This is a genomic window from Streptomyces sp. NPDC054841, from assembly GCF_053611045.1.
In genome coordinates, this window is sequence record NZ_JBSGZO010000137.1 from 1 (window position 1) to 18,559 (window position 18,559).

The following is an 18,559-nucleotide window of genomic DNA, read 5'->3' on the forward strand; positions in this document are numbered from 1 at the left end:
AACTACAGGTGTGCGCACTACAGGTGTGCCGTAATTACTCGTGGGAAGGCGTGAAGGCGCGTTCGTTCGCGTTCATTCTCATTGATGCGCACTCGTTCTCACTTGGAGTCGTCGATGGTCGTACGCCGTGTCGTCCCCAACATCCGGTCGGAGGCCGTGCAGGAGAGCCGGGATTTCTACGGCCTGCTGGGTTTCGAGGAACGCCGCGGCCGCGGGGCCGGGGTCCGGCTCTACGCCGATCTGCACACGAGTCAGGAGATCAAGTTCCGCTGGCCACATCTTCGTAGGGGTGAGGTGCAGCACGACCCGAGGCAGCTCGCGCGGGTCGGCGTGCACGTCAACAGCTGTCACACAGTCGCTCACGTCGTGCCCGTCCACGGTGAGCGCGTACGAGCGACCGTCGAAGGCCATTCGGAAGCGATTCGGTGTTGTCACCGGCGGAGCCTAATCCCAGCTCTGCCCACGTCAATTCGCTCCCTCGTCGGCACAGCGCGGAACTCCACTTCCCGGGAAACACGCTGTTTTTGCAATCTCAACGACCCAGCAATCCCCCGCCACGCAGTAGACCGTTCTCGGTCATCGTCTGCATGGCTTTCGGACAGGTTTGTTTCGCGCTGTCAACGTTTCCGTCTGGCAAGGCATCTTTGACCGCGACCAGTCATCCAGCTCACGGGGGAATAACATGCGCATGCGCGCATCGCACAGACGCATCCTTGTCACGGCATTAGCCGCGGCGATGATATCCACCGGCACTACGGCATCAGCGGATACCGCTGACCGTCCTTCGGCAGCGCCGGACGCGGACCATCTGTCCCAGTTGGCTGAGAGATACCTGCAGCAGCGGGCCGACGCTGTGACGACCAGCACGGCGCGGTCCCGTTCCGCCGACGTTCCGCCGGCGGCCACTGAGCCGATGAAGGCCAAGTTGCGGACCGACCTCGCCGCATTGGCCCGAAAGGGCAGTGTCTACAAGGAGGCCGACGGGGGCTACACCCGCGCAGAGGTCGATGTGATGGTGCTCTCCACGACCGCTGAGGCGGACACCACGACCGCGCGCGTCGCCGAGGACACCCGCCTCTACCTTCCGTTCACCGCGGACGAGGTAGCCGACGGGGCACCGGAGTACGAGGAGTATTCGGTCCCCCACACTATGACGTTCACGCGGGACAAGTCCGGCGCTTGGCTGCTCGCATCCGACAAGGCCGAGCTCGATGGCGGACCCCTACCGAGCACTCAGATCGCCGAGCCGGCCGACGCCCCTGCTCCGGACTCGGAGGACGAGGGTGAGAAAGGCCCCTCCTCCGTGACCACCGAGCCGCCGGCTGGCTCAGTGCCCCCGAAGGCGGTCCCTGACGTTCAGGCTTCCGCGGCGGCCGCTTCGTACAACTACAGCGCGATGGTGCGCTACGCCGACAAGCACTGGAAGACGCCGAGCGACGACTGGCGCACGTACGGCAACGACTGCACGAACTTCATCTCCCAGGTGATGTGGGCCGGCGGTTGGCGGGCGACGTCGGGCAGTGTCATGAGCCGCAAGGACAACAGGAAGTGGTTCTACGGAAGCCACACCTGGAACACGAGCTATACCTGGGCTGGTGCCGAGAACTGGTACTGGTTCGCGCTCAAGCACTCCAAGCGGACCAAGTTCCTCGACAATGTGTGGAAGCTCGCCCTCGCCGATGTGCTTCAGGCGAACTGGAAGCCTCGGAGCGACAACGTCATCGATCACACCATGGTCGTCACCAAGCTCTACAGGGGCACCCCTTACCTCACATACCACACGGGGAACACTCACAACAAGAGCCTCCGCAAGCTGCTCGCCGACCATCCGAACGCAGCCTGGTACGCGCACCGGACCTGAGACCGCCCTGCCTGACATCCAGGCTGAACCACCTGTGAGGGACACATGAAGAGGCGCTACTTCGCCGGCGTCACCCTCGCCGCGCTGCTCGCCCTGACCGGGTGCGACAGCGGCGACTCCGGTTCGAAGGCGAGCGGTGACCGCGAGACGGTAGAGGCATACATCACCGCCCTCAACGACCGAGACACAGGCGCCCTGCTGAAGCTGGATGGGGCAACCGGCGCAGACGCCCAGCGGGACGCACAGAAGATCATCAAGGAGAAGGGCGGCCGCGGCCTCAAGGTCGAGGACATCCAGATCACCTACGACCTCGGCCCGGACGTCGGGTCCGCGAAGATCACCGCCCGGGACAGCAAGGGCGCCGACTACAGCGAGAGTCTCACCATCACCCGTGATGGCGGGAGTTGGCACCTCACCATCCTGCCGGCGCCGACACAGGACCCGAGCGGGAAGACGCCCGCCGAGACAGGTGCGCCGTCCGACGGAGTAGGCTCCTCGAAGCCCGTGTCTGGCTGAACCACCACACACCCGGTGGGCCGTGGGTGCTCGTCTCTCGCTCTTCCCTGACGGAAGTCACCCACGGTCGAGCGACAGCCCCAGTCCACCGTGAAGCAGCTGATGGCCCATCTCAGCGTGATTGAGGTGGGCCATCAGGTTCGTCGAGGCACAGACGGCGTGGGCGCGGGTCTCAGGGTAGGACTACGGACCGCATCAGCGACACGACAGCAGAGCGCCTGCACACAATGGGTGACCGCCGACGGTCCTTCGAATCACGGATCGCCACGAACGCCCCAAGGTCCGCGATCTCCACGCAGTCGTTCGCGCCCCCGCTGTACGAGCTCTTCCGCCACCGCGCGTGCGCGAGGTCGAGGTCGTGCGGGACGGTCGTGCGAGGCGTGCTCACTGGTCGAGCTCCTTGCTGATTCGGGCAATACGGGTACGAGTCTCCGACGGGCCGAGGGCGCAGGCCCTCAACTGGTCGAAGATTTCCGTGTAGCTGTCCACATCGTCGGCGGACTCGAGGTACACGGAGTTCTTGGGGTTCTCCAGCCACACCAGGTTCGGGGTGGGGTCGGGGAAGGTCAGGATGACGAACGGACCGTACAACCCGGGATGCGCTCCGAGCGAGAACGGCAGTAGCTGCACGGTGACATTCGGCTGCTCGCTCGCCTCCGTCAGCTTCCGCATCTGGTCGCGCATCACCTCTGTCGAGCCGACCGTTCGGCGCAGTACCGCCTCGTCGAGGATCGCCCAAAGCTTGGCGGGGTGATCGCCGCCCAGGCGGCTGCTCTGCCGTTCCATGCGGACCTTGACCAGGGCCTCTACCTGCGGAGGCGTCAGCTCCATCCTCATCTGGGAGATCACGGCGCGCGCGTAGTCCTCGGTCTGGAGGAGGCCGGGGACAAGCATCGGCTGGTAACTGGCGAGGGACGTGGCGCCGGCCTCCAGAGCAAGGTAGCCGTCGTACCGGGTAGCGGTCAGTACGGTCGAGTACTTGCGCCACCACGGCTTCTGTTGCTCCTTGTCCGCCCGTACGAGATCAAGCGTGTCAGCGCGCCGGGCCTCGTCCTTGACTCCGTAGAGATCCAACAGCGCCCGGACAAGGACCGTCGACGTACCGCGCTCGGCGTTCTCGATACGGCTCAGCGACGCCGGATTGATCTCAAGCTGCTCGGCGACCTCGGTGAGGGTGAGACCAGTCGCATCGCGAAAGTCCTTGAGTTGTGCGGCAAGTTGTCGGCGATAGACGGACTGCGGAACCAGGCTCCTCTTCAAGGCCATGTCGGAAGTCTCTCTGCCCAGCCACTGCCTCTACAACCCGAACGAGTCAAATTCACCAGACATATTGCCTAGTTCACGCTGGCATCGGCATGCTGTCTATCGTCACGGCACGCCGTCCCATAGATGCGTGCCGCAGCCGACCGATGGACGCTCTGCCATCGGCGTGCGCGCCTCCGTGTCGGCCCAGCTCGCCGCACCAGGGAGGATGTGCCATGCCCCGGACAACGTTGTTCCGGCAGTTACTTCAGCGGCGTCATCTGACGACGCATGAAGCCTTCGCGGCGCAGTTTGAGCGGGCCGCCGCCAAGCTGGCGGACCTGGACGGGGACCGCCGCCTGGCCTCGCTCCGGGTCTCTCCCCGCCAGTTCGACCGATGGTTCGGCGGGGAGCTGCAGACCCTGCCCCGCCCGGACGCGTGCCGGGTGCTGGAGTACATGCTGGGCAGACCCGTGTCCGAGCTGTTCTCTGCGGTGCGCGACGAGGAGCGGCGCATGCCCCAGCGGTCGCCGAGCTCAGCGCCCTCACGCGAGGACGGGGACAACCCACTGGATATCGTCGCCCGCACCCAGCAGCTCACCGCGAGCAATGCCGACGAAGCGACGCTCGCCTTTCTCGGCTCTTCCCTGGAGGGCATCACCAGCCGGTACGAACAGGATGGGCCGTACGCCCTCCGCCCCCAGACCCGCCAACTTCGACAGCTCGCGCACACTCTCCTCGACGGTCGCCAGCCTCCACGCGCACGCAAGGAACTCTTCCGCCTCGCCGCCCGCGCCTCGGCCCTGCTCGGCTACATGGCCGTGAACACAGGGGACTTCGCGCTGTCGGCGGCGTACTGCGCCGAAGCCCGGGACCTCAGCCGCGAGATCGACGACCTGGACATCGAGCTGTGGGCGAGCGGCACCCTCTCGTTCGGTCTCTACTACGCCGGCTGGTTCGACGAGGCCGATGCCTGCGCCGCCGCGGCTGTCGAGCGCGCCCCGCGTCACGCCCAGTCCATTCGCCTGCTCGTCAACGGGAGAGCCCGCGCCCTCGCCAAGACCGGCGACCGACGCGCCACCGAACATGCCATCGGGCAGGCTCTGGACCTCTCCGACCTCCACGAAGTCCCGGCCGGACTCACCTCATGCATCTCCTTCGAGCCGTACGGACTCGCCAGGACATTGGCCAACGCTGTCACCTCACACGTTGCCCTGCGGCACACCGCCCAGGTACTGCGCGACGCCGAGCGCATCGACGATCTCGTCGAGCACTCCGACTCGTCCTGGAGCCGTTCGCTCGTACGCCTCGATGTCTCCGCCGCACTCCTGCAGCAGCGCACCCCCGACCTGGACCACGCGATGGCACTCGGCAGCGAGGCGTTGCGGCTGTGTGGAGACTCACCGATCAGCTCCGTGTTCCAGCGCTCCCGTGACCTGTACGAGCAGGCCGGCCCGTGGCGCGAGCATCCGGCGGTACGCGATTATGGCGACGAGCTCCGGACCTGGAGCTCACAGCCAGCGGCCCTGGCCATGGCGTCATCGGCGTCGTCGCGCTCCAGGGCAGTGTGATGCCGAAGGAGTACGCCGGGTGTCCCTGCTCAGCGCCGATCCCGCTGCGTTCCCCGCCGAGCCTCCCGCCGACACGCATGACGCGGCGGCCATCGCGGCACACGACTGGTCAGCGTTCAGCGCACTCGACGTGATGACCGACCACTGGGCACGTCCCGGCTGGGCGGACGGCAGCCGGGCGTACTACTGGATGCTGACGTTCCCCGACGAGCCAAAGCTCGCAGCCCTCGCTCTGCGCTGCCAGGAAGAGCTGGCCCCGCTGGGCCTTGACCCGGTGCCGGTGGACGGGCTGCACATCACCCTCACCCGTGTGGGTTCCCCGAGCGCTGTCACCCCCACGGAGCTGAGCAGCCTCGCGCGCGATGCCGAGGCACTGCTGCCTTCCGCCTTCTCCGTACGGGCCACACCCCTGGCCGGGTCACGGGGAGCCGTACGCCTCTCCCTTGGCCCTTGGGAGCCTCTGCTGCAGCTGCACACCGCGCTGGTCAAGGCTGGTCAGGCCGTGGGGTTGGCCCCCAAGAAGTCGACCGCTGCCTTCCGGCCGCATCTCAGCCTCGCGTACAACAATCACCAGCGCCCCGCTGCCCCAGTCGTGGACGCCGTCGCCGGGCTCCGGGAACTCCAGCCGGTTGGACTCCACAAGACAGCGGTCGAGCTGGTGGACCTTCGTCGCGAAGGACGCACCTACCGTTGGGACGTACTGGAGAGCGTCCCGCTCAAGTAGTCCGGCCGCCGTCCAGCGCAAGGATCGCGACGACGGCCTTCCCGGTCGCGGTCGGCCGGACGAACCACTCCACGGTCAGCTCCTCGACGAGCCGCAGGCCAAGCCCCCCTTCAGGGGGTTCATCGAGCGATGCGGCCGCGGGACGAGCCTTGACGCGGTCGGCGTCCGCGCCCGCGTCGTGCACCCACAGAACCACGACGTCCCGGTGGACCTCCACGAACAGGCAATCCGGGCCGTCGGCCGTGTGTCTGACCGCGTTGCCCACGAGCTCCGAGACGACCAGCACCGCGTCGTCGACGCACGTCGCGGGGGCGTGCCCGGCGAGTAGCTGACGTACCTGTTCGCGCGCGAGGTTCGAAGGCTCGGCGCAGTCAGTCAGCTGCACCCACCGGTGCCGCAACGGCCTCCTCATGGAGATGTGTTTCGAGTCCTGCGCATACACCGTCGCGTCACGCTCCCGGTAGAAGCCGCTGGGATCGACCAGCTTCGCGACGTGCGGGCCGCGGCGGTACGCCGCGCCTCCGCCCTTCCACCCGCCGTAAGACGGCGGACGAACGGCGTGCCAACGGCGTACCGCCGCCGACCGGTCCCGACGAAGGTCTTCAGCGAGGCGGCCTCCCCCGCGCCTCACCCCGCGCCGGCCGGTGGCCGACAACCACGTGGCTCCCCGTCCCGGTCGGCGCGGGCCCTTTCCTTCGCCGCGTACCAGGAGGTCCATGTGCTGGCACCGCCCGTCTATCCCTGCTTCGAGCAGGCGTATGTCGATGTGCTCGGCCATATCGTGAACAACCACGAGTACCGCAACGCCCCGCGCGGTAACGCCAGCCGCGAGTGCCTCGGGCTGAGCTTCCAGCTCGCGGACCCGCGCGAGCGCTTCCCGTACCTGGCCAATCGCCAGGTCAACCCGGTCTTCCACTACGCCGAGGCGCTCTGGTACCTCGCGGGCCGCGATGACCTCGACATGATCGGCTACTACGCGCCGCGCATGCGGTCCGACTCTCGCGACGGAGCGACGATCGGGGGCTCCGCGTACGGATCGCGGATCTTCAATCCGGCCCCCGGCGAGACCATCGCGCCCTTCGACCGGGTCCTGGCCCTTCTCGACACCGAGACGGACAGCAAGCGCGGCGTCCTGCCGATCTTCGAGGCCCGCGAGCTGGCCATCGACGCCAACCCCGACATGTCGTGCGCGATCGCGCTCCATCTCCTCGTCCGTGACGGCAAGTTGCACATGGTCTGCTACATGCGGGCCAACGACTGTGACCGAGGGCTGCTCGCGGACGTGTTCTCGTTCACGATGATCCAGGAGTACGCGGCCATCCAGCTCGGCCTCGGTCTTGGGACGTACACGCACCACATCGGATCGGCGCACCGCTCGGCCACTTCGACCCCGCCCAGGCGGCGCAGGGAACGCTGCGCGGCGACCTCGGCGAGGACAGCCTCGCCATCGCGCAAGCCGAGGGCCGCCTCGTCGAGAACCTCGTGCACTCCTCCGACGACGCGGCCGCCACCTGCCGCGACTTCGGCACCTGGTACGGCGCCCGCCGCCACCACCTGCTCACGCCCTGACACCCCTCGGAGGCACCCATGGCGACAACCACCCGCCGTCCGCTCCCGCTGCTCACCACCGCGCAGGTCGCGGCGCTGAAGCCGGAGCTGGCCTCGGTGATCGAGTACCGCAAGTCCGGCCTCTCCGTGAACCACATCGTCGGCTGCCCGCTCGACTGCGGCTACTGCGTACGACATCTCTACGGCAACTTCGAGATGAAGGTTCCGCGCGCGCTCATGACCGACGAGGAAGCCGTCGCCGAGCTCACCGGGCACCGCTACTTTCGTGCGCACCGCACCCCGCTGCAGGTCTTCAACCGGGCCACCGACCCCATGCTCCCGGTCGTCAAGCCGCACACCTTCAACGTGCTGCGGCTCCTCGACGAGCAGGGCCTGACCAACCACGTCCTGGTGATCACGCGCTGGCGCGTTGAGCCGGAGGACTGCGCGGTCCTCAACAGCTTCCGGAACATCAGGTTGACCGTCCTGGTCACCCATTCCGGTATCGACGACCAGCGCATCGAGCCGGTCGACTCGGTCATCGCCGCCGCCAGCCTGCGGACGCTGTACGCGCACGCTGAGCGCTATCGAACCGTCCTCTACTGGCGCCCCATCGTCCCGGGCCTCAACGACACCAACGCGCACCTGCAGCGGGCCCGCGAACTCGCCGAGCATGCGCACGCGACCGTCTTCACTGGTCTGTTCTTCCGCAACGAGATCGCCGCGTACTACGAGGCTCACGGCCTGCCCACGCCGTACGAGGACACCGCCCGCCGCAAGATCATGCCGGAGGAGTCCGAGCAGCGCATTCTCCGCCTCTTCCACGATCCCACCAACACCGAGGCGCCGTACGGCCCGCTCTTCCGCAAGACGAGCTGCGGCGTCGCGTACGCGCACGGCGAGGCCGACTACAACGGCCACTACGGCATCCGCGAGCTCTGCGACATCTGCCCATCCGCCCAAGTCGGCCTGTGCGCCGACGCCTGGAAGGCGCCCGATCTCACTGAAGTCACGCGCGAGGCCCGCGCACTCGGCGCGACCGGCGACGTAGAGGTGATGGACCGCGCCATCATCGTCGAGGGCCTGGACGAACAGCCGCGCTACTACCTGCAGCACGGGTTCGGCTACCAGTGCCACGACCGCGCGAAACCGCACCACCACCGCCGGCACGGCCGCGCCGACATCGGCTGGCCGTCCCCGGCTCCGCCTTCCGAGGAGTCCGCGTGAACCCTACCGCTTGGCCCGCCCGCCTGCTCGTCATCGATGTCGAGGGCAACGGCGCGAACCCGCCCGACCTCGTCGAGGTCGCCGCCCTCCCCATCCGCGTCGGCCGCCCCGACACGACGACGGCCGGATCCTGGCTCATCCGCCCACCAGTCCCGGTCACACCGTTCGCCGTGAAGGTCCATGGCCTGACGAACGACCGGCTGGCCACGTGCCCGTCGTGGACGGAGGTCGGCGACGAGGTTCGGCAGTTCATCGGCAGCGCCTGGATCTGTGCCCACAACGCCCACGTCGACTACCGCGTCCTGGCCCGCCACCTCCCTGGCTGGGAACCGGCCGGAGTCATCGACACCCTGCGCTTGGCCCGCGCCACCTACCCGGACGCGCCCTCCCACTCCCTCGACGCCCTGATCGAACACACGCGACTCGACCTGGCGGGCGCGCCAGCGCAGCGTCATCGCGCGACGTACGACGCGTACGCCACCGCCCTCCTCTTCCTCACCATGGCCGGCCGGTACGAGACCTGGCCCGCCCTCGCCGCCGTGGCCGTCCCGCCCGGCCTCCCTGGTGCCCCGAAACCAGAACAGGAGCCAACCCTGTGGTGACCTCCAACCCCGTCCGCATCGGCATCGTCGGCACGTACTCCACCGGCAAGACGACGCTCATGCGTCGCATCGAGATGGAACTGCGCGCACTCGGCATCACCACCCTGCGCGTCGGTGGCCTCGCCAAGCGCGCCGCCTCGCTCGGCCTCCCGAAGATGACGCGGCACACCGCCACCTCCACGGAGTGGATGATCACGGCGGGCGTCGCGGACGAACTCGCGGCAGGGGTACGCGGCCAGGTGGTCCTTGCCGACTGCGCACCCCCGGCCGCGCTCGCGTACTACATGGCGTCCCTGGAACACCGTGGCGAACCGGTTCCCGCCGGTACGGTCCAGCGCCTGCGCACCCTGGTCACCGCGTTCTCCACCCCGTACGACCTGCTGTTTGCGACAGTCCCGGACCCGCGCGAGCCGCTCACCGGCATCCACGAACACGACCCGGACTTCCGCCGGCTCGTCGACACCAGAACCCACAAGCTCCTCGCTGAGCTGAGCCTGGGCCACGTGCTCGTCGCCAACGAAGACACCTCGCGGGCGGAGGCGATCCATCTCGCGCTGACCATGGCGGGCGCGGCATGAGCCGCGACGCGCCCGGCGGTCTCATCACCATTGCCGGCAAGCAGGTCTCACGCCTCGGCCTGGGAACGATGCGTTTGACCGGCCCGGGCATCTGGGGCTGGCCCGAGGACAAGGCCACGGCCGCGCGGATCTTGCATGAAGCTGTCCATGCCCACGGCATCACACACATCGACACCGCCGACGCGTACGGCCCGCACATTGCGGAGTCGCTCATCCACACTGCCTTGCACCCGTACCCGCCCGACCTCCTGCTGGCGACAAAGGTCGGCATGGTTCGTCCGGCCCGCGACGTGTGGCGTCCTCTCGGTCACCCCGACTACCTGCGCACGGCGGTCGACTCGTGCCTGCGCCGACTTTGCGTCGAGCGGCTGGAGCTCTGCTACCTCCACCGCGTCGACCCGAACCTCCCGCTGGCAGACCAGGTCGGAGAACTTCTCATCCTCCAACTCGCCGGGAAGATCGGCCACATCGGTCTTTCCAAGGTTGGCGTGGACCAGATCCGCGCGGCAGAGAAGGAGATCACGGTCGCCGCTGTTCAGAACTGCCTCAACCAGTCCGAACCCGACGACCCGGCTCTCGAGTACTGCGCCCGTATGGGCATCCCATACGTCGCGTACCGTCCACTCGACGCAGGCGCGCTGGTCTCCCACGGCAAGGTCGAGTCGGCGCTCAACTGGCTCCTCGACCTTGGCCCACACGTGGCCCCGATTCCCGGAACCAGCTCCCTTCGCCACCTGCGGGCCTTGGTCGACGCCGTCCGCTGAGGCCCGACGCGGGACGAGGCGGTCGTGGGGTCATGTCTGCGAGAGGTTTGCCTCGCAGTCATTGCATCGGCGTACGGCCCGGCGACCGAGGTTGCCTGCGGTGGCGGTCGCCGGATTGCTGGTGCTCAACCGTTCCCAGAGGCCGGTCGGCGGATTCGGTATCCATCCCCATCGGGGGGCGCGCACGTCGTCCTCCGTCATGTGGTCGCACCAACCGGGCCTATGGGCGCACTGCGCGGAGGAGATCAGGATCGTGTCATCGGGGTGAGTGACCCACTCCTTCTTCACGAAGACGCCCGCTGGACCGGCCTTCGACATGGATGCATCCGGCGGACAGTCGCACCCCAGCCCAATGACGATCCGGCTTCCGCACTCCTCGCAGCGCGTTTCCTTCATACTCCAGCGATCCCAACTCGCGTTTTCATTCGGCCTGCATACTCCCCGGCTGTCCTGCTCAGGCCGAGCCGATGCCGACTCGGTAGACGATCTTCCCGTCGAACTCGGCGAACCCGAGAGACCGGTAGAAGGCACGAGCGTCCGGGTTGTCGCGGTCGGTCATCCATTCGACTCGACTGCACCCCGGGCGCGCAGCCGCGACGGCCCGCAGTTCAGCCATAAGGCGTTCGCCGATGCCCTGGCGCCGGAGGGTGTCGCGGACGTAGAGCTCTTTGAGGAAGAGTGAGTGAGTCGAGCCCGCGGACGGCCAGAGGAACGAATACGCGGCGAGACCGACGATGTCTCCTGCCTCGTCCTCGACCAGGAGAGCGGACGCCAGCGGCGGCGAGCCGAAGAGCGCCTCCTCCACCTGGGACTGGCGCTCATCGAGGGGCTGGATCTCGGTCGTCCCGTAGAAGCGCTCAATCTCTTCGATCAACTCGGCCACGGCCTGGACATCTCGCTTGTCAGCAGGCCGGATTGTCACGGTCATCGTCATCTCCCTCGTTCTTCAGTGACTTCACTCGCTTCAACGCGTGATCCCATCGTGGCGGTGCGGCAGCGCTACGGAGATGACGCAGCCGAAGCATGCGGATCCCAGCCGAGCTCCTGTAGGGAGCCTTGGACATGCAGGATGAGGTACTCCAGATCCGAGCAGTAGACGGACGGATTCCGGTAGCCACGGATCGTGCTGAAGCGATGCGGGAGATAGCCGCCGCCGCACACTTCCACCAGCGGGCAGCGCTGGCACTTCTCGGCGAGTGCGGCCCTGCCGTACTGCCGGTGCAGGAGCTTGGGATGCTGAAGGACGTCGTCGAAGGACTGGGCGAAGACGTCGAGCCCAAGCCAGGAGGCGCCTTCCTCAACGGAGCGCAGGGTGTCCACGCCCTCGATCGTGCCGTCGGACTCGATCACCACGCTGGCCGGCGGGGCCAGGCCGAGTGTCTCCACCGAGCCGCGGACTCCGGAGCTGAGCGCCACGATGTCCTCCAACATCCGGACGCTGTGCTGGTACTCGGGCCGAGCGAGCCAGGCGTCGTACACTCGGCTCATCCACAGCCCGTACTCGGGGATGGCGGAGTCGTTGCGGTGCGGCGGGTCATCGTGAGTCCCGTGAGGCAGGCCGAAGTCGATCGTCGGCGGCTCGAACGACGCCAGGTAGTCGTGGACCTCCACCGGATCGTTGGCCAGGTCCACGACGGCGAGCAGTCCCGCGAACAGGTGCGGCCGTGTCCGGAGGAGTTCGATGCCTCGCACGGCCGAGGCTGCACTCGACCGCGAAGCGTATGTCAGCCGGTGCCGGTCGTTCGCGGCCGGCGGCCCGTCGAGGCTGACGCCCACGACCACTTCGTGCTGTTCGAAGAGGTCCAGCCACGCCTCTGTGAGCAGCGTCCCGTTGGTCTGGAGCTCGAAGCGAACCTTCGTATCCGCCGGTATCCCGTCCCGGACGGCGGTCAGCAGATCGGCCATGTGCCGAGGACCGGCGAGCATCGGCTCACCGCCGTGCAGGACGACATGTACGGCCTGCAGGCCGTGCGCCGTGATGTGCTCACCGATCCGTCGGGCCGTCGCTCGGGCCACGTCCACGCTCATCCGGGCGGGCAGGTGCCGCCACGCTTGATCCTTGGAGTTGAAGACGTAGCAGTAGTCGCAGTCGATGTTGCAACGGTTCGCGATCTTGAGAATGAATGTCCGAAAGGGTACGAGGTCTTCGAACGGCGTCATCGAGCGGAGGCGCTCACAGAGGCCAGGGCCAGATCAGCGAAGCCGCGTGGGCGCCGTCCCCGAAGCGGTTCGTCGCGGTCTGCTCGGCCACCAGCCGCTGCCGTACGCGGGCGGCGACCCGATCCAGAACTACGTTCCCCTGCACGGACTCCGTATCGGCGGTCGCCGCGCCGTGCGGCGCGGGCACGAACGTGCGTGACGGCATTCAACGCTCCTCATGGTGGACGTGCCGATGGCCGGCACCGTGCAGTGGCGGTTGAAGCGACGGGTCGGCTGGCAACGTAGCAGCCTCACGGTTCACAGCGGCATACGGAAACTGGCCACATAACTCGCTCACCCCGCCTGCGACACCAGCAGTCGCTCGATGTCCTCGGCCGCTCCGCTCGCTCCCAACCGCCGGTACACGGCGAGCGCTTCACGCAACGAGCCCTCGGCGCGAGCGGGCCCTTCGACCATCCAGTCGCAGCGACCGATCCCCTCCAGGGCCCGCGCCTCCTCCAGCGGACAGCGGATGTCCCGGGCCAGGCCCAACGCGCGCTCGAAGCGCTCGCGCGCGGCAGCTGGGTCACCAGAGGTACGCAGCAGCGTCCCCCAATGGTTCAGCACCTCTGCCTCACCGCTCCGATCACCCAGTTCGCGCACGATCTCCAGGCTCCGCCGGAAGGCCTCCACGGCGCCGTCCCGCTCGCCGACGATCCCGCGCACGACACCGAGCTCGCTCAGCGAGGCGGCTTCGCCCCCGCGGCTGCCGAGATCGCGGTAGGCGCCCAGGGCTTCCTCCTGCAACTGGATCGCCTCGGTGACGTCCCCGGATACGCGGTCGAGGACCCCGAGGTGACGGACCGCGTTCGCGCGGCCGAACCGTTCGCCCAGCTCGGTGTAGTGCGACAGCGCCTGGCTGTGCGCCACCCGCGCACCATCGGGATCACCGGTCAGTCGCCGCACCACGCCCAACTCGTTGAGCGCATAGGCCTGATGGACCCGGTCGTCGAGTTCCCGATAGATGTCCAAAGCCTGCTGCTGCCGCCGAGCGGCCAGCTCGTACTCGCCCTTGAGGCAGTGGACGACTCCCAGGTCACGCAGCGAGTTGGCCTCCCCGTAGCGGTCGCCCAACTCGCGGTAGATGGCGAGGGCTTCTGTCTGCGCCTCCACCGCTGCGTCGAACCGGCTGGTCTGACGGCGCACCATGCCGAGGTCCGCGAGTGCGTTGGCCTGTCCAAGCCGGTGTCCCACCTCGCGATAGATGGCGAGGGCCTCGGTCTGGGCAACGGCTGCGGCGTCATTGTCCGCGGTCAGGTACCAGACGATGCCCGCCTGGTTCAGCGCGTCCGCCTTGCCACGCCGCTCACCGATGGCGTCGTACTCCGCCACCGCTTCGTTGAGCGCCTCGGTCGCCTCGGGGTAGGCAGCCATGAAGCGCCGTACGACACCGAGCTCGGCCAGAGCGTCGGCCAGCGCCCGCCGGTCACCGGTATGCCGCGCGACCTCAGCGGCCGTCCGGTGGAGTCCGACGGCCTGGTCCCAGGGGCCGGCCTGCCGCAGGAACGGAGCCATGGCCGCGGCGAGCCGGATCACGAGATCGTGCAGAGAGAGGCTGTTCGCCCGTCCGATGCAGGCCAGGAGATTGGGCCGCTCGTTCTCCAGCCAGCCCAGGGCCGCCGCCCGCGACTCCATGGGCGGGGTCTCCACCAGTGACGCGTCGTCCGGGGGCGATGGCACGACCGCCCCGCCACGCACGATGTGCCGGTTCGCGTCGGCGAGCCCGGCCAGGTAGTAGGTGCACACACGCTGAACGGTTTGAACGTTCTCCATGCTGTCTCCCTCGTCGGCGAGACCGCGGGCATAGTCGCGTAAGAGGTCGTGAAGCCGGTAACGATTCCCAGGATGCTCGTCGATCAGGTGGTCGTCATAGAGCGCGTCGAGTTGTTGCCGCGCCTCCGCCACCGGGATCGTCCCAAGCACTGCTCCGACATAGCCGTCGATGTCCGTCCCAGGAAAGAAGCCAAGGCTACGGAAGAACCGCTGCCGCTCCGCCGGAAGATCCTCGTAGGACAGCCCGAACGTCCCGGCCACCGCACGCTCGCCGGCACGCAGTTCTCCGAGCCGGTCCCGGGCCGCAAGCAGCCGCTCCCGCAGATCCTGGACGCTCCACGACGGATGATGCCGCAGTCGTGCAGCGAGCAGCGACACCCCCAACGGCAGGTACCCGCACAGCCGCACCAGCTCTTCGAGCACCTCCCGGTCGAGCGCGTCGGAGGGCCGCCCACTGAGCCGCACGAACAGATCGGCAGCGTGGTCCGGCGGCAGCGCTTCGACCGGCAGGACCACTTCCTCGTGCGCCGCCAGCCGCCTACGACTGGTCACGAGCACGAGACAGCCGCCCCCACCCGGCAGCAGCGGCTCCAGCTGCCGGTAGCCGGCGGCGTTGTCGAGGATGAGCAGCGCTCGCTTGTCGGCGAGCCGGCTCCGCCACATGGCTGCCCGCGCCTCGGTGACCGCCCCCACATCGTCGCCGACGGGTATCTGCTGAGTCGGCACCCCGGCAGCCGCCAGCAGCGAGGCCAGCGCCTCGCTCGCCTGCACCGGGCTCCGTCCCGGGGTGTGCCCATTGAGGTTCACGAAAAGCTGCCCGTCCGGAAACCGCTCCGACAGCAGATGCCCGGCGTGCACCGCGAAGGTCGTCTTCCCGACCCCCGGCATCCCGTCGATCACGTGCACCGGCAGGGCATCGCCACTCTCCTGCGAGGCGCGCACCGAGCCCAGCAGCCGCTCCAGCTCGACGGACCGATCGGTGAACGCGGCGCTGTCCCGAGGCAGCGACCGCAACACCAGAGTGGCTCCTGGAGGCTCTGCCCCATCCTCCGGCTGCCTGGGTGGCGCGACAGGCCGCCCGGGAGTCCGCGTCTCGGACAGTGCGGCGAGCAAGGCCGTGAGCCCGACCATCGTCACGCCCAGCATGACGAACGAGAACCAGGGATGCTCCTGCAACCACCCCAGCCAGCCCGGCCACCGCGACTGATCCGACACGGCGTTCGTGACGAGCCCCACGAGCATCGTCGTCACGGCCCCGCCCCCGGCGACGACACCGATCGCGATTCCCCGCCGCAGTCTCATGCGCCTGCCGTCGCACCGGTTGGGGAACGAACCGATTCCACGCCACGGTCGTCAGCCCGCAACGGCACACACAGATCTGACCTGGCCACGAAGGCTACCCCCGAGTTCGAGACCCCAACTCCCCAAGCCGACCAGCCACCAAGGACTTCGGTCAAGGCCGTCTCTGCGCCAACCGCGTGTCTGGTTCGCAGTCCCGGCATGGCCCCTGGCCCTCGAGGGGCGCCTGCCGCACGACGACAAGTCACTCGCACGCGGGAACCGGACCGCCTCCACGTCCGACTACTGCCGAGCCGGGGCCGCGCGGGCCCGAGTCCGCCCGGCACATCGGTCGCGGTGGGAAATGGAGGACGCGTTGGGCGGACTGGATGTCCGGATGCGAGCAGTGCGCTGCCGACACGGCAGGGTGGACGCGGTGTGCGATGTCGACCTCGACGTCGCCGCAGGCGAGCGCGTGGCGCTGACCGGCACCAACGGATCGGGCAAGACCACACTCGTACGAGCCGTGCTCGGCCTGCACCACCCGCTGGCCGGCGAGATCCTGGTGGGCGGCAGGGACACCACGTCGGCCGCCGGCCGTGCCTGGCGGCGCCGGGCCTGCGCCTGGATCCCGCAGAAGCCGGCGGCGGGACGGTTCCCGCTGCTCGCGGGCGAGCTGCTGGACAGCAGCGGGGACGGTCCGGAAGCGGTGCGTGCCGCGGAGCGGCTCGGCGTCGGCCCGTTGACCGGACGCCCGCTGCACACCCTGTCCGGCGGCCAGTTGCAGCGCATGTACCTGGCCCGGGCGGTCGGCTGTGTCGCAGCCGGGGCGGGTGTGCTCCTCGCCGACGAGCCCACCGCGGCACTCGACTTCACCGGCCAGGAACAGGCCGCCGATCTCCTCGCCGAGCTGCCGGTCACCCTGCTGGTCGTCACCCATGACCGGGCGATGGCCGAACGCTGCGACCGGGTACTGGAGATGGCCGCGGGACGGCTCAGGGAGGCCATATGAATCCGCTGAGCCTCGCCACCGCCGACGTGGGCGCACTGCTGCAACTCGTCCCGGTGCAGCGCGCGGGCCTCGCGCTGCTGCTCGCCGCCGTCGGGCTGCCCGTCGTCGGCGTCGTGATCGTCGGACTGGACATCATGCCGGTCCGGTTCGCGATGATGCATGTGGCCCTGCTCGGTATCGCGGTCGGCATGCTCACCGGGCTGGATCCGATGCTGTGCGCCCTACTGGCCTGCGCACTTGCCGGGGCGGGAGTGGCGCCGCTGGCCCGCACCCCCGGCGGGCTCTCCGGAGCGATGGGCCTGCTCATGAGCCTCGCGATCGCCGCGGCGCTGCTGGTGCTCGCGGTCTCCGGCGTCAACGCCGCCGGCGCGTTCGCGCTGCTCTGGGGATCGATCCTGTCCGTGGGCACGGCCGACCTCGTGGTGCTCGGCACGCTCGCCGTCGTCGTACCCGCCCTGCTGTGGTGGCGCCGGCGTGAACTCGCTCTGCTGCTCTACGACCGCGAGCTCGCCGCATGCTCGGGCGTCGCCGTGCGCGGCCTCACCCTCGTGCTGCTCGTCCTTGTCGCCGTGGCCGTCGCCGGGGCGATCAAGCTCACCGGGGCGCTGCTCGTCGACGCCCTGACCCTGCTGCCCGCGCTCGCCGCCCGGCGCCTGGGCAACTCCCTGAAGTCCATCACCGCATGGGCGGTCGGCATCGGGGTCGTCGTCAATCTCGCCGGCTTCCTCACCGCCCTCTGGCTGGACCTGCCGCCCGGCCCGGTCCTCGTCCTGACGGCGGGGGCCGCGGTCCTCGCCGTCCATCTCGTCCCCGAACGGAGAATCAGCTCATGGCGCGCACCCGCGTCCGCTTCCCTTCCCTCCTCGTCGCACTGACCGCACTGACCGCCTCTTTCGCCCTGGTCACGGGCTGCGGCGGCGATACCGGTTCCTCCTCGTCCGCGAAGGTGGAGAAGGGCGAGAAGGGGGAAAGGGACAAGCCCGTGGTGGTCGCCACGACCACCTGGGAAGGGGCCTTCGCCAAGGCCGCCGGTGCCGAGGACGTCAAGGTGATCGTCCCGAAGTCCGTGCACCATGCCCCCGACTACGACCCGAAGCCGTCCGACCTGGCCGCCGTCGCCGCGGCCGACTTCGTGCTGTACGCGCCGTTCGAGCCGTACGCCGAGAAGATCAAGGAGGCGGCCGGGTCCGACGCCGAACTCGTCGAGGTCACCCTCGACAACGACGCCGGTAAGGCGAAGGCCGAAGTGACCCGGCTGGGGGAGCTGTTCGGCACCGAGGCCGCCGCGGCGAAGTGGAACACCGCCTTCGCGACGGAGTACGACAAGCTCGCCGCAGAGGTGAAGAGTGCCTGGCCGGGGAGCAAGCAGCCCACCGTCGTCACCCAGGTGTTCACGGCCTGGTCGGCCCGGCTGGCCGGGGCGAACGTGGTGGGGACGTACGGACCCGAGGCGGTCACCCCCAAGCAGCTGGCCGAACTGTCCGCGAAGAAGCCCCTGTACGTCCTGGAGAACGCCCACATGTCGACGGGCACGGTGCTGCCGGACTCGGGCGCCCGGCAGATCAGGATCGTCAACTACCCCGGTGAGGACCTCGACCTGCTCGCGGTGTACCGCGGAGCGGCGACGGAGCTGAAGAAGGCGCTGGGCGCGAGCTGACCTGCGG

The 18,559-nt window shown here is 68.6% G+C and carries 19 protein-coding genes; 12 read left to right on the plus strand and 7 right to left on the minus strand.

Annotation, left to right across the window (positions count from 1 at the left end; genetic code table 11):
• The first annotated feature begins 913 nt into the window (after positions 1-913).
• Together ACWGI8_RS19650 and ACWGI8_RS19655 are read left to right on the plus strand one after the other, a co-directional pair.
• Positions 914-1,861, plus strand: a complete 948-nt coding sequence (locus tag ACWGI8_RS19650; RefSeq protein WP_453662502.1) for an amidase domain-containing protein — start codon at positions 914-916, stop codon at positions 1,859-1,861.
• A gap of 45 nt (positions 1,862-1,906) precedes the next feature.
• Positions 1,907-2,377 (plus strand): hypothetical protein, encoded by a 471-nt coding sequence (locus tag ACWGI8_RS19655; RefSeq protein WP_453662503.1) that lies wholly within the window; start codon positions 1,907-1,909, stop codon positions 2,375-2,377.
• A gap of 172 nt (positions 2,378-2,549) precedes the next feature.
• Here the strand turns inward: ACWGI8_RS19655 and ACWGI8_RS19660 are convergent, their stop codons facing one another.
• Both ACWGI8_RS19660 and ACWGI8_RS19665 read right to left on the minus strand, forming a co-directional pair.
• Complete coding sequence (locus tag ACWGI8_RS19660; protein ID WP_453662504.1) at positions 2,550-2,765, minus strand: DUF397 domain-containing protein; 216 nt, start codon at positions 2,763-2,765, stop codon at positions 2,550-2,552.
• A complete protein-coding gene (locus ACWGI8_RS19665) occupies positions 2,762-3,643 on the minus strand; it encodes a helix-turn-helix domain-containing protein (protein WP_453662506.1) in 882 nt (293 codons plus the stop codon). Before ACWGI8_RS19665 ends, ACWGI8_RS19660 begins: the two co-directional genes overlap by 4 nt.
• A 212-nt stretch (positions 3,644-3,855) precedes the next feature.
• Between ACWGI8_RS19665 and ACWGI8_RS19670 the strand changes: the two genes are divergently transcribed.
• Together ACWGI8_RS19670 and ACWGI8_RS19675 are read left to right on the plus strand one after the other, a co-directional pair.
• Positions 3,856-5,190, plus strand: a complete 1,335-nt coding sequence (locus tag ACWGI8_RS19670) for a hypothetical protein (RefSeq protein ID WP_453662507.1) — start codon at positions 3,856-3,858, stop codon at positions 5,188-5,190.
• Between the two features lie 19 nt (positions 5,191-5,209).
• Complete coding sequence (locus tag ACWGI8_RS19675; protein ID WP_453662508.1) at positions 5,210-5,914, plus strand: 2'-5' RNA ligase family protein; 705 nt, start codon at positions 5,210-5,212, stop codon at positions 5,912-5,914.
• Here the strand turns inward: ACWGI8_RS19675 and ACWGI8_RS19680 are convergent.
• On the minus strand, positions 5,907-6,299 hold the full coding sequence (locus tag ACWGI8_RS19680; RefSeq protein WP_453662510.1) for an ATP-binding protein: 393 nt from the start codon (positions 6,297-6,299) through the stop codon (positions 5,907-5,909). The genes ACWGI8_RS19675 and ACWGI8_RS19680 overlap by 8 nt on opposite strands.
• A gap of 333 nt (positions 6,300-6,632) precedes the next feature.
• On the opposite strand from ACWGI8_RS19680, the gene ACWGI8_RS19685 reads away from it, so the two are divergent.
• The 5 genes from ACWGI8_RS19685 to ACWGI8_RS19705 are packed head-to-tail and all read left to right on the plus strand — an operon-like array spanning position 6,633 to position 10,633.
• Positions 6,633-7,562: a thymidylate synthase gene (locus ACWGI8_RS19685; RefSeq protein WP_453662512.1), complete on the plus strand. Its 930-nt coding sequence runs from the start codon at positions 6,633-6,635 to the stop codon at positions 7,560-7,562.
• Positions 7,502-8,689: a radical SAM protein gene (locus ACWGI8_RS19690; protein WP_453662514.1), complete on the plus strand. Its 1,188-nt coding sequence runs from the start codon at positions 7,502-7,504 to the stop codon at positions 8,687-8,689. The genes ACWGI8_RS19685 and ACWGI8_RS19690 overlap by 61 nt, the downstream gene beginning before the upstream one ends.
• A complete protein-coding gene (locus tag ACWGI8_RS19695; protein WP_453662516.1) occupies positions 8,686-9,291 on the plus strand; it encodes a 3'-5' exonuclease in 606 nt (201 codons plus the stop codon). The genes ACWGI8_RS19690 and ACWGI8_RS19695 overlap by 4 nt, the downstream gene beginning before the upstream one ends.
• Positions 9,288-9,869 (plus strand): AAA family ATPase, encoded by a 582-nt coding sequence (locus ACWGI8_RS19700; protein ID WP_453662517.1) that lies wholly within the window; start codon positions 9,288-9,290, stop codon positions 9,867-9,869. Before ACWGI8_RS19695 ends, ACWGI8_RS19700 begins: the two co-directional genes overlap by 4 nt.
• The gene (locus tag ACWGI8_RS19705; protein ID WP_453662518.1) at positions 9,866-10,633 is read left to right on the plus strand and encodes an aldo/keto reductase; all 768 of its coding nucleotides are present in this window, start codon (positions 9,866-9,868) and stop codon (positions 10,631-10,633) included. The genes ACWGI8_RS19700 and ACWGI8_RS19705 overlap by 4 nt, the downstream gene beginning before the upstream one ends.
• Positions 10,634-11,087: 454 nt before the next feature.
• Here ACWGI8_RS19705 and haaN read toward each other — a convergent pair whose 3' ends face one another.
• The 4 genes from haaN to haaT form a co-directional block, all read right to left on the minus strand.
• On the minus strand, positions 11,088-11,561 hold the full coding sequence (gene haaN, locus ACWGI8_RS19710) for a cyclophane-containing RiPP N-acetyltransferase HaaN (RefSeq protein ID WP_453662520.1): 474 nt from the start codon (positions 11,559-11,561) through the stop codon (positions 11,088-11,090).
• A 71-nt stretch (positions 11,562-11,632) separates the two neighbouring features.
• Complete coding sequence (locus ACWGI8_RS19715; RefSeq protein ID WP_453662522.1) at positions 11,633-12,793, minus strand: FxsB family cyclophane-forming radical SAM/SPASM peptide maturase; 1,161 nt, start codon at positions 12,791-12,793, stop codon at positions 11,633-11,635.
• Between the two features lie 13 nt (positions 12,794-12,806).
• Entirely contained in the window at positions 12,807-12,998 is a 192-nt protein-coding gene (gene haaA, locus ACWGI8_RS19720; RefSeq protein WP_453662524.1) for a HaaA family cyclophane-containing RiPP peptide, read from the minus strand.
• A gap of 128 nt (positions 12,999-13,126) precedes the next feature.
• Positions 13,127-15,907, minus strand: coding sequence for a cyclophane-containing RiPP biosynthesis TPR protein HaaT (gene haaT / locus ACWGI8_RS19725; protein ID WP_453662526.1), 2,781 nt, complete (start codon positions 15,905-15,907; stop codon positions 13,127-13,129).
• Between the two features lie 352 nt (positions 15,908-16,259).
• Here haaT and ACWGI8_RS19730 point away from each other — a divergent pair, with 352 nt between their 5' ends.
• The 3 genes from ACWGI8_RS19730 to ACWGI8_RS19740 are packed head-to-tail and all read left to right on the plus strand — an operon-like array spanning position 16,260 to position 18,552.
• Entirely contained in the window at positions 16,260-16,895 is a 636-nt protein-coding gene (locus ACWGI8_RS19730; protein ID WP_453662528.1) for an ATP-binding cassette domain-containing protein, read from the plus strand.
• Positions 16,892-17,770 carry a metal ABC transporter permease gene (locus ACWGI8_RS19735; protein ID WP_453662529.1) on the plus strand — a complete coding sequence of 293 codons (879 nt, stop codon included), beginning with the start codon at positions 16,892-16,894 and terminating at the stop codon, positions 17,768-17,770. The genes ACWGI8_RS19730 and ACWGI8_RS19735 overlap by 4 nt, the downstream gene beginning before the upstream one ends.
• The gene (locus ACWGI8_RS19740; protein ID WP_453662531.1) at positions 17,725-18,552 is read left to right on the plus strand and encodes a metal ABC transporter solute-binding protein, Zn/Mn family; all 828 of its coding nucleotides are present in this window, start codon (positions 17,725-17,727) and stop codon (positions 18,550-18,552) included. The genes ACWGI8_RS19735 and ACWGI8_RS19740 overlap by 46 nt, the downstream gene beginning before the upstream one ends.
• Positions 18,553-18,559 lie beyond the last annotated feature (7 nt).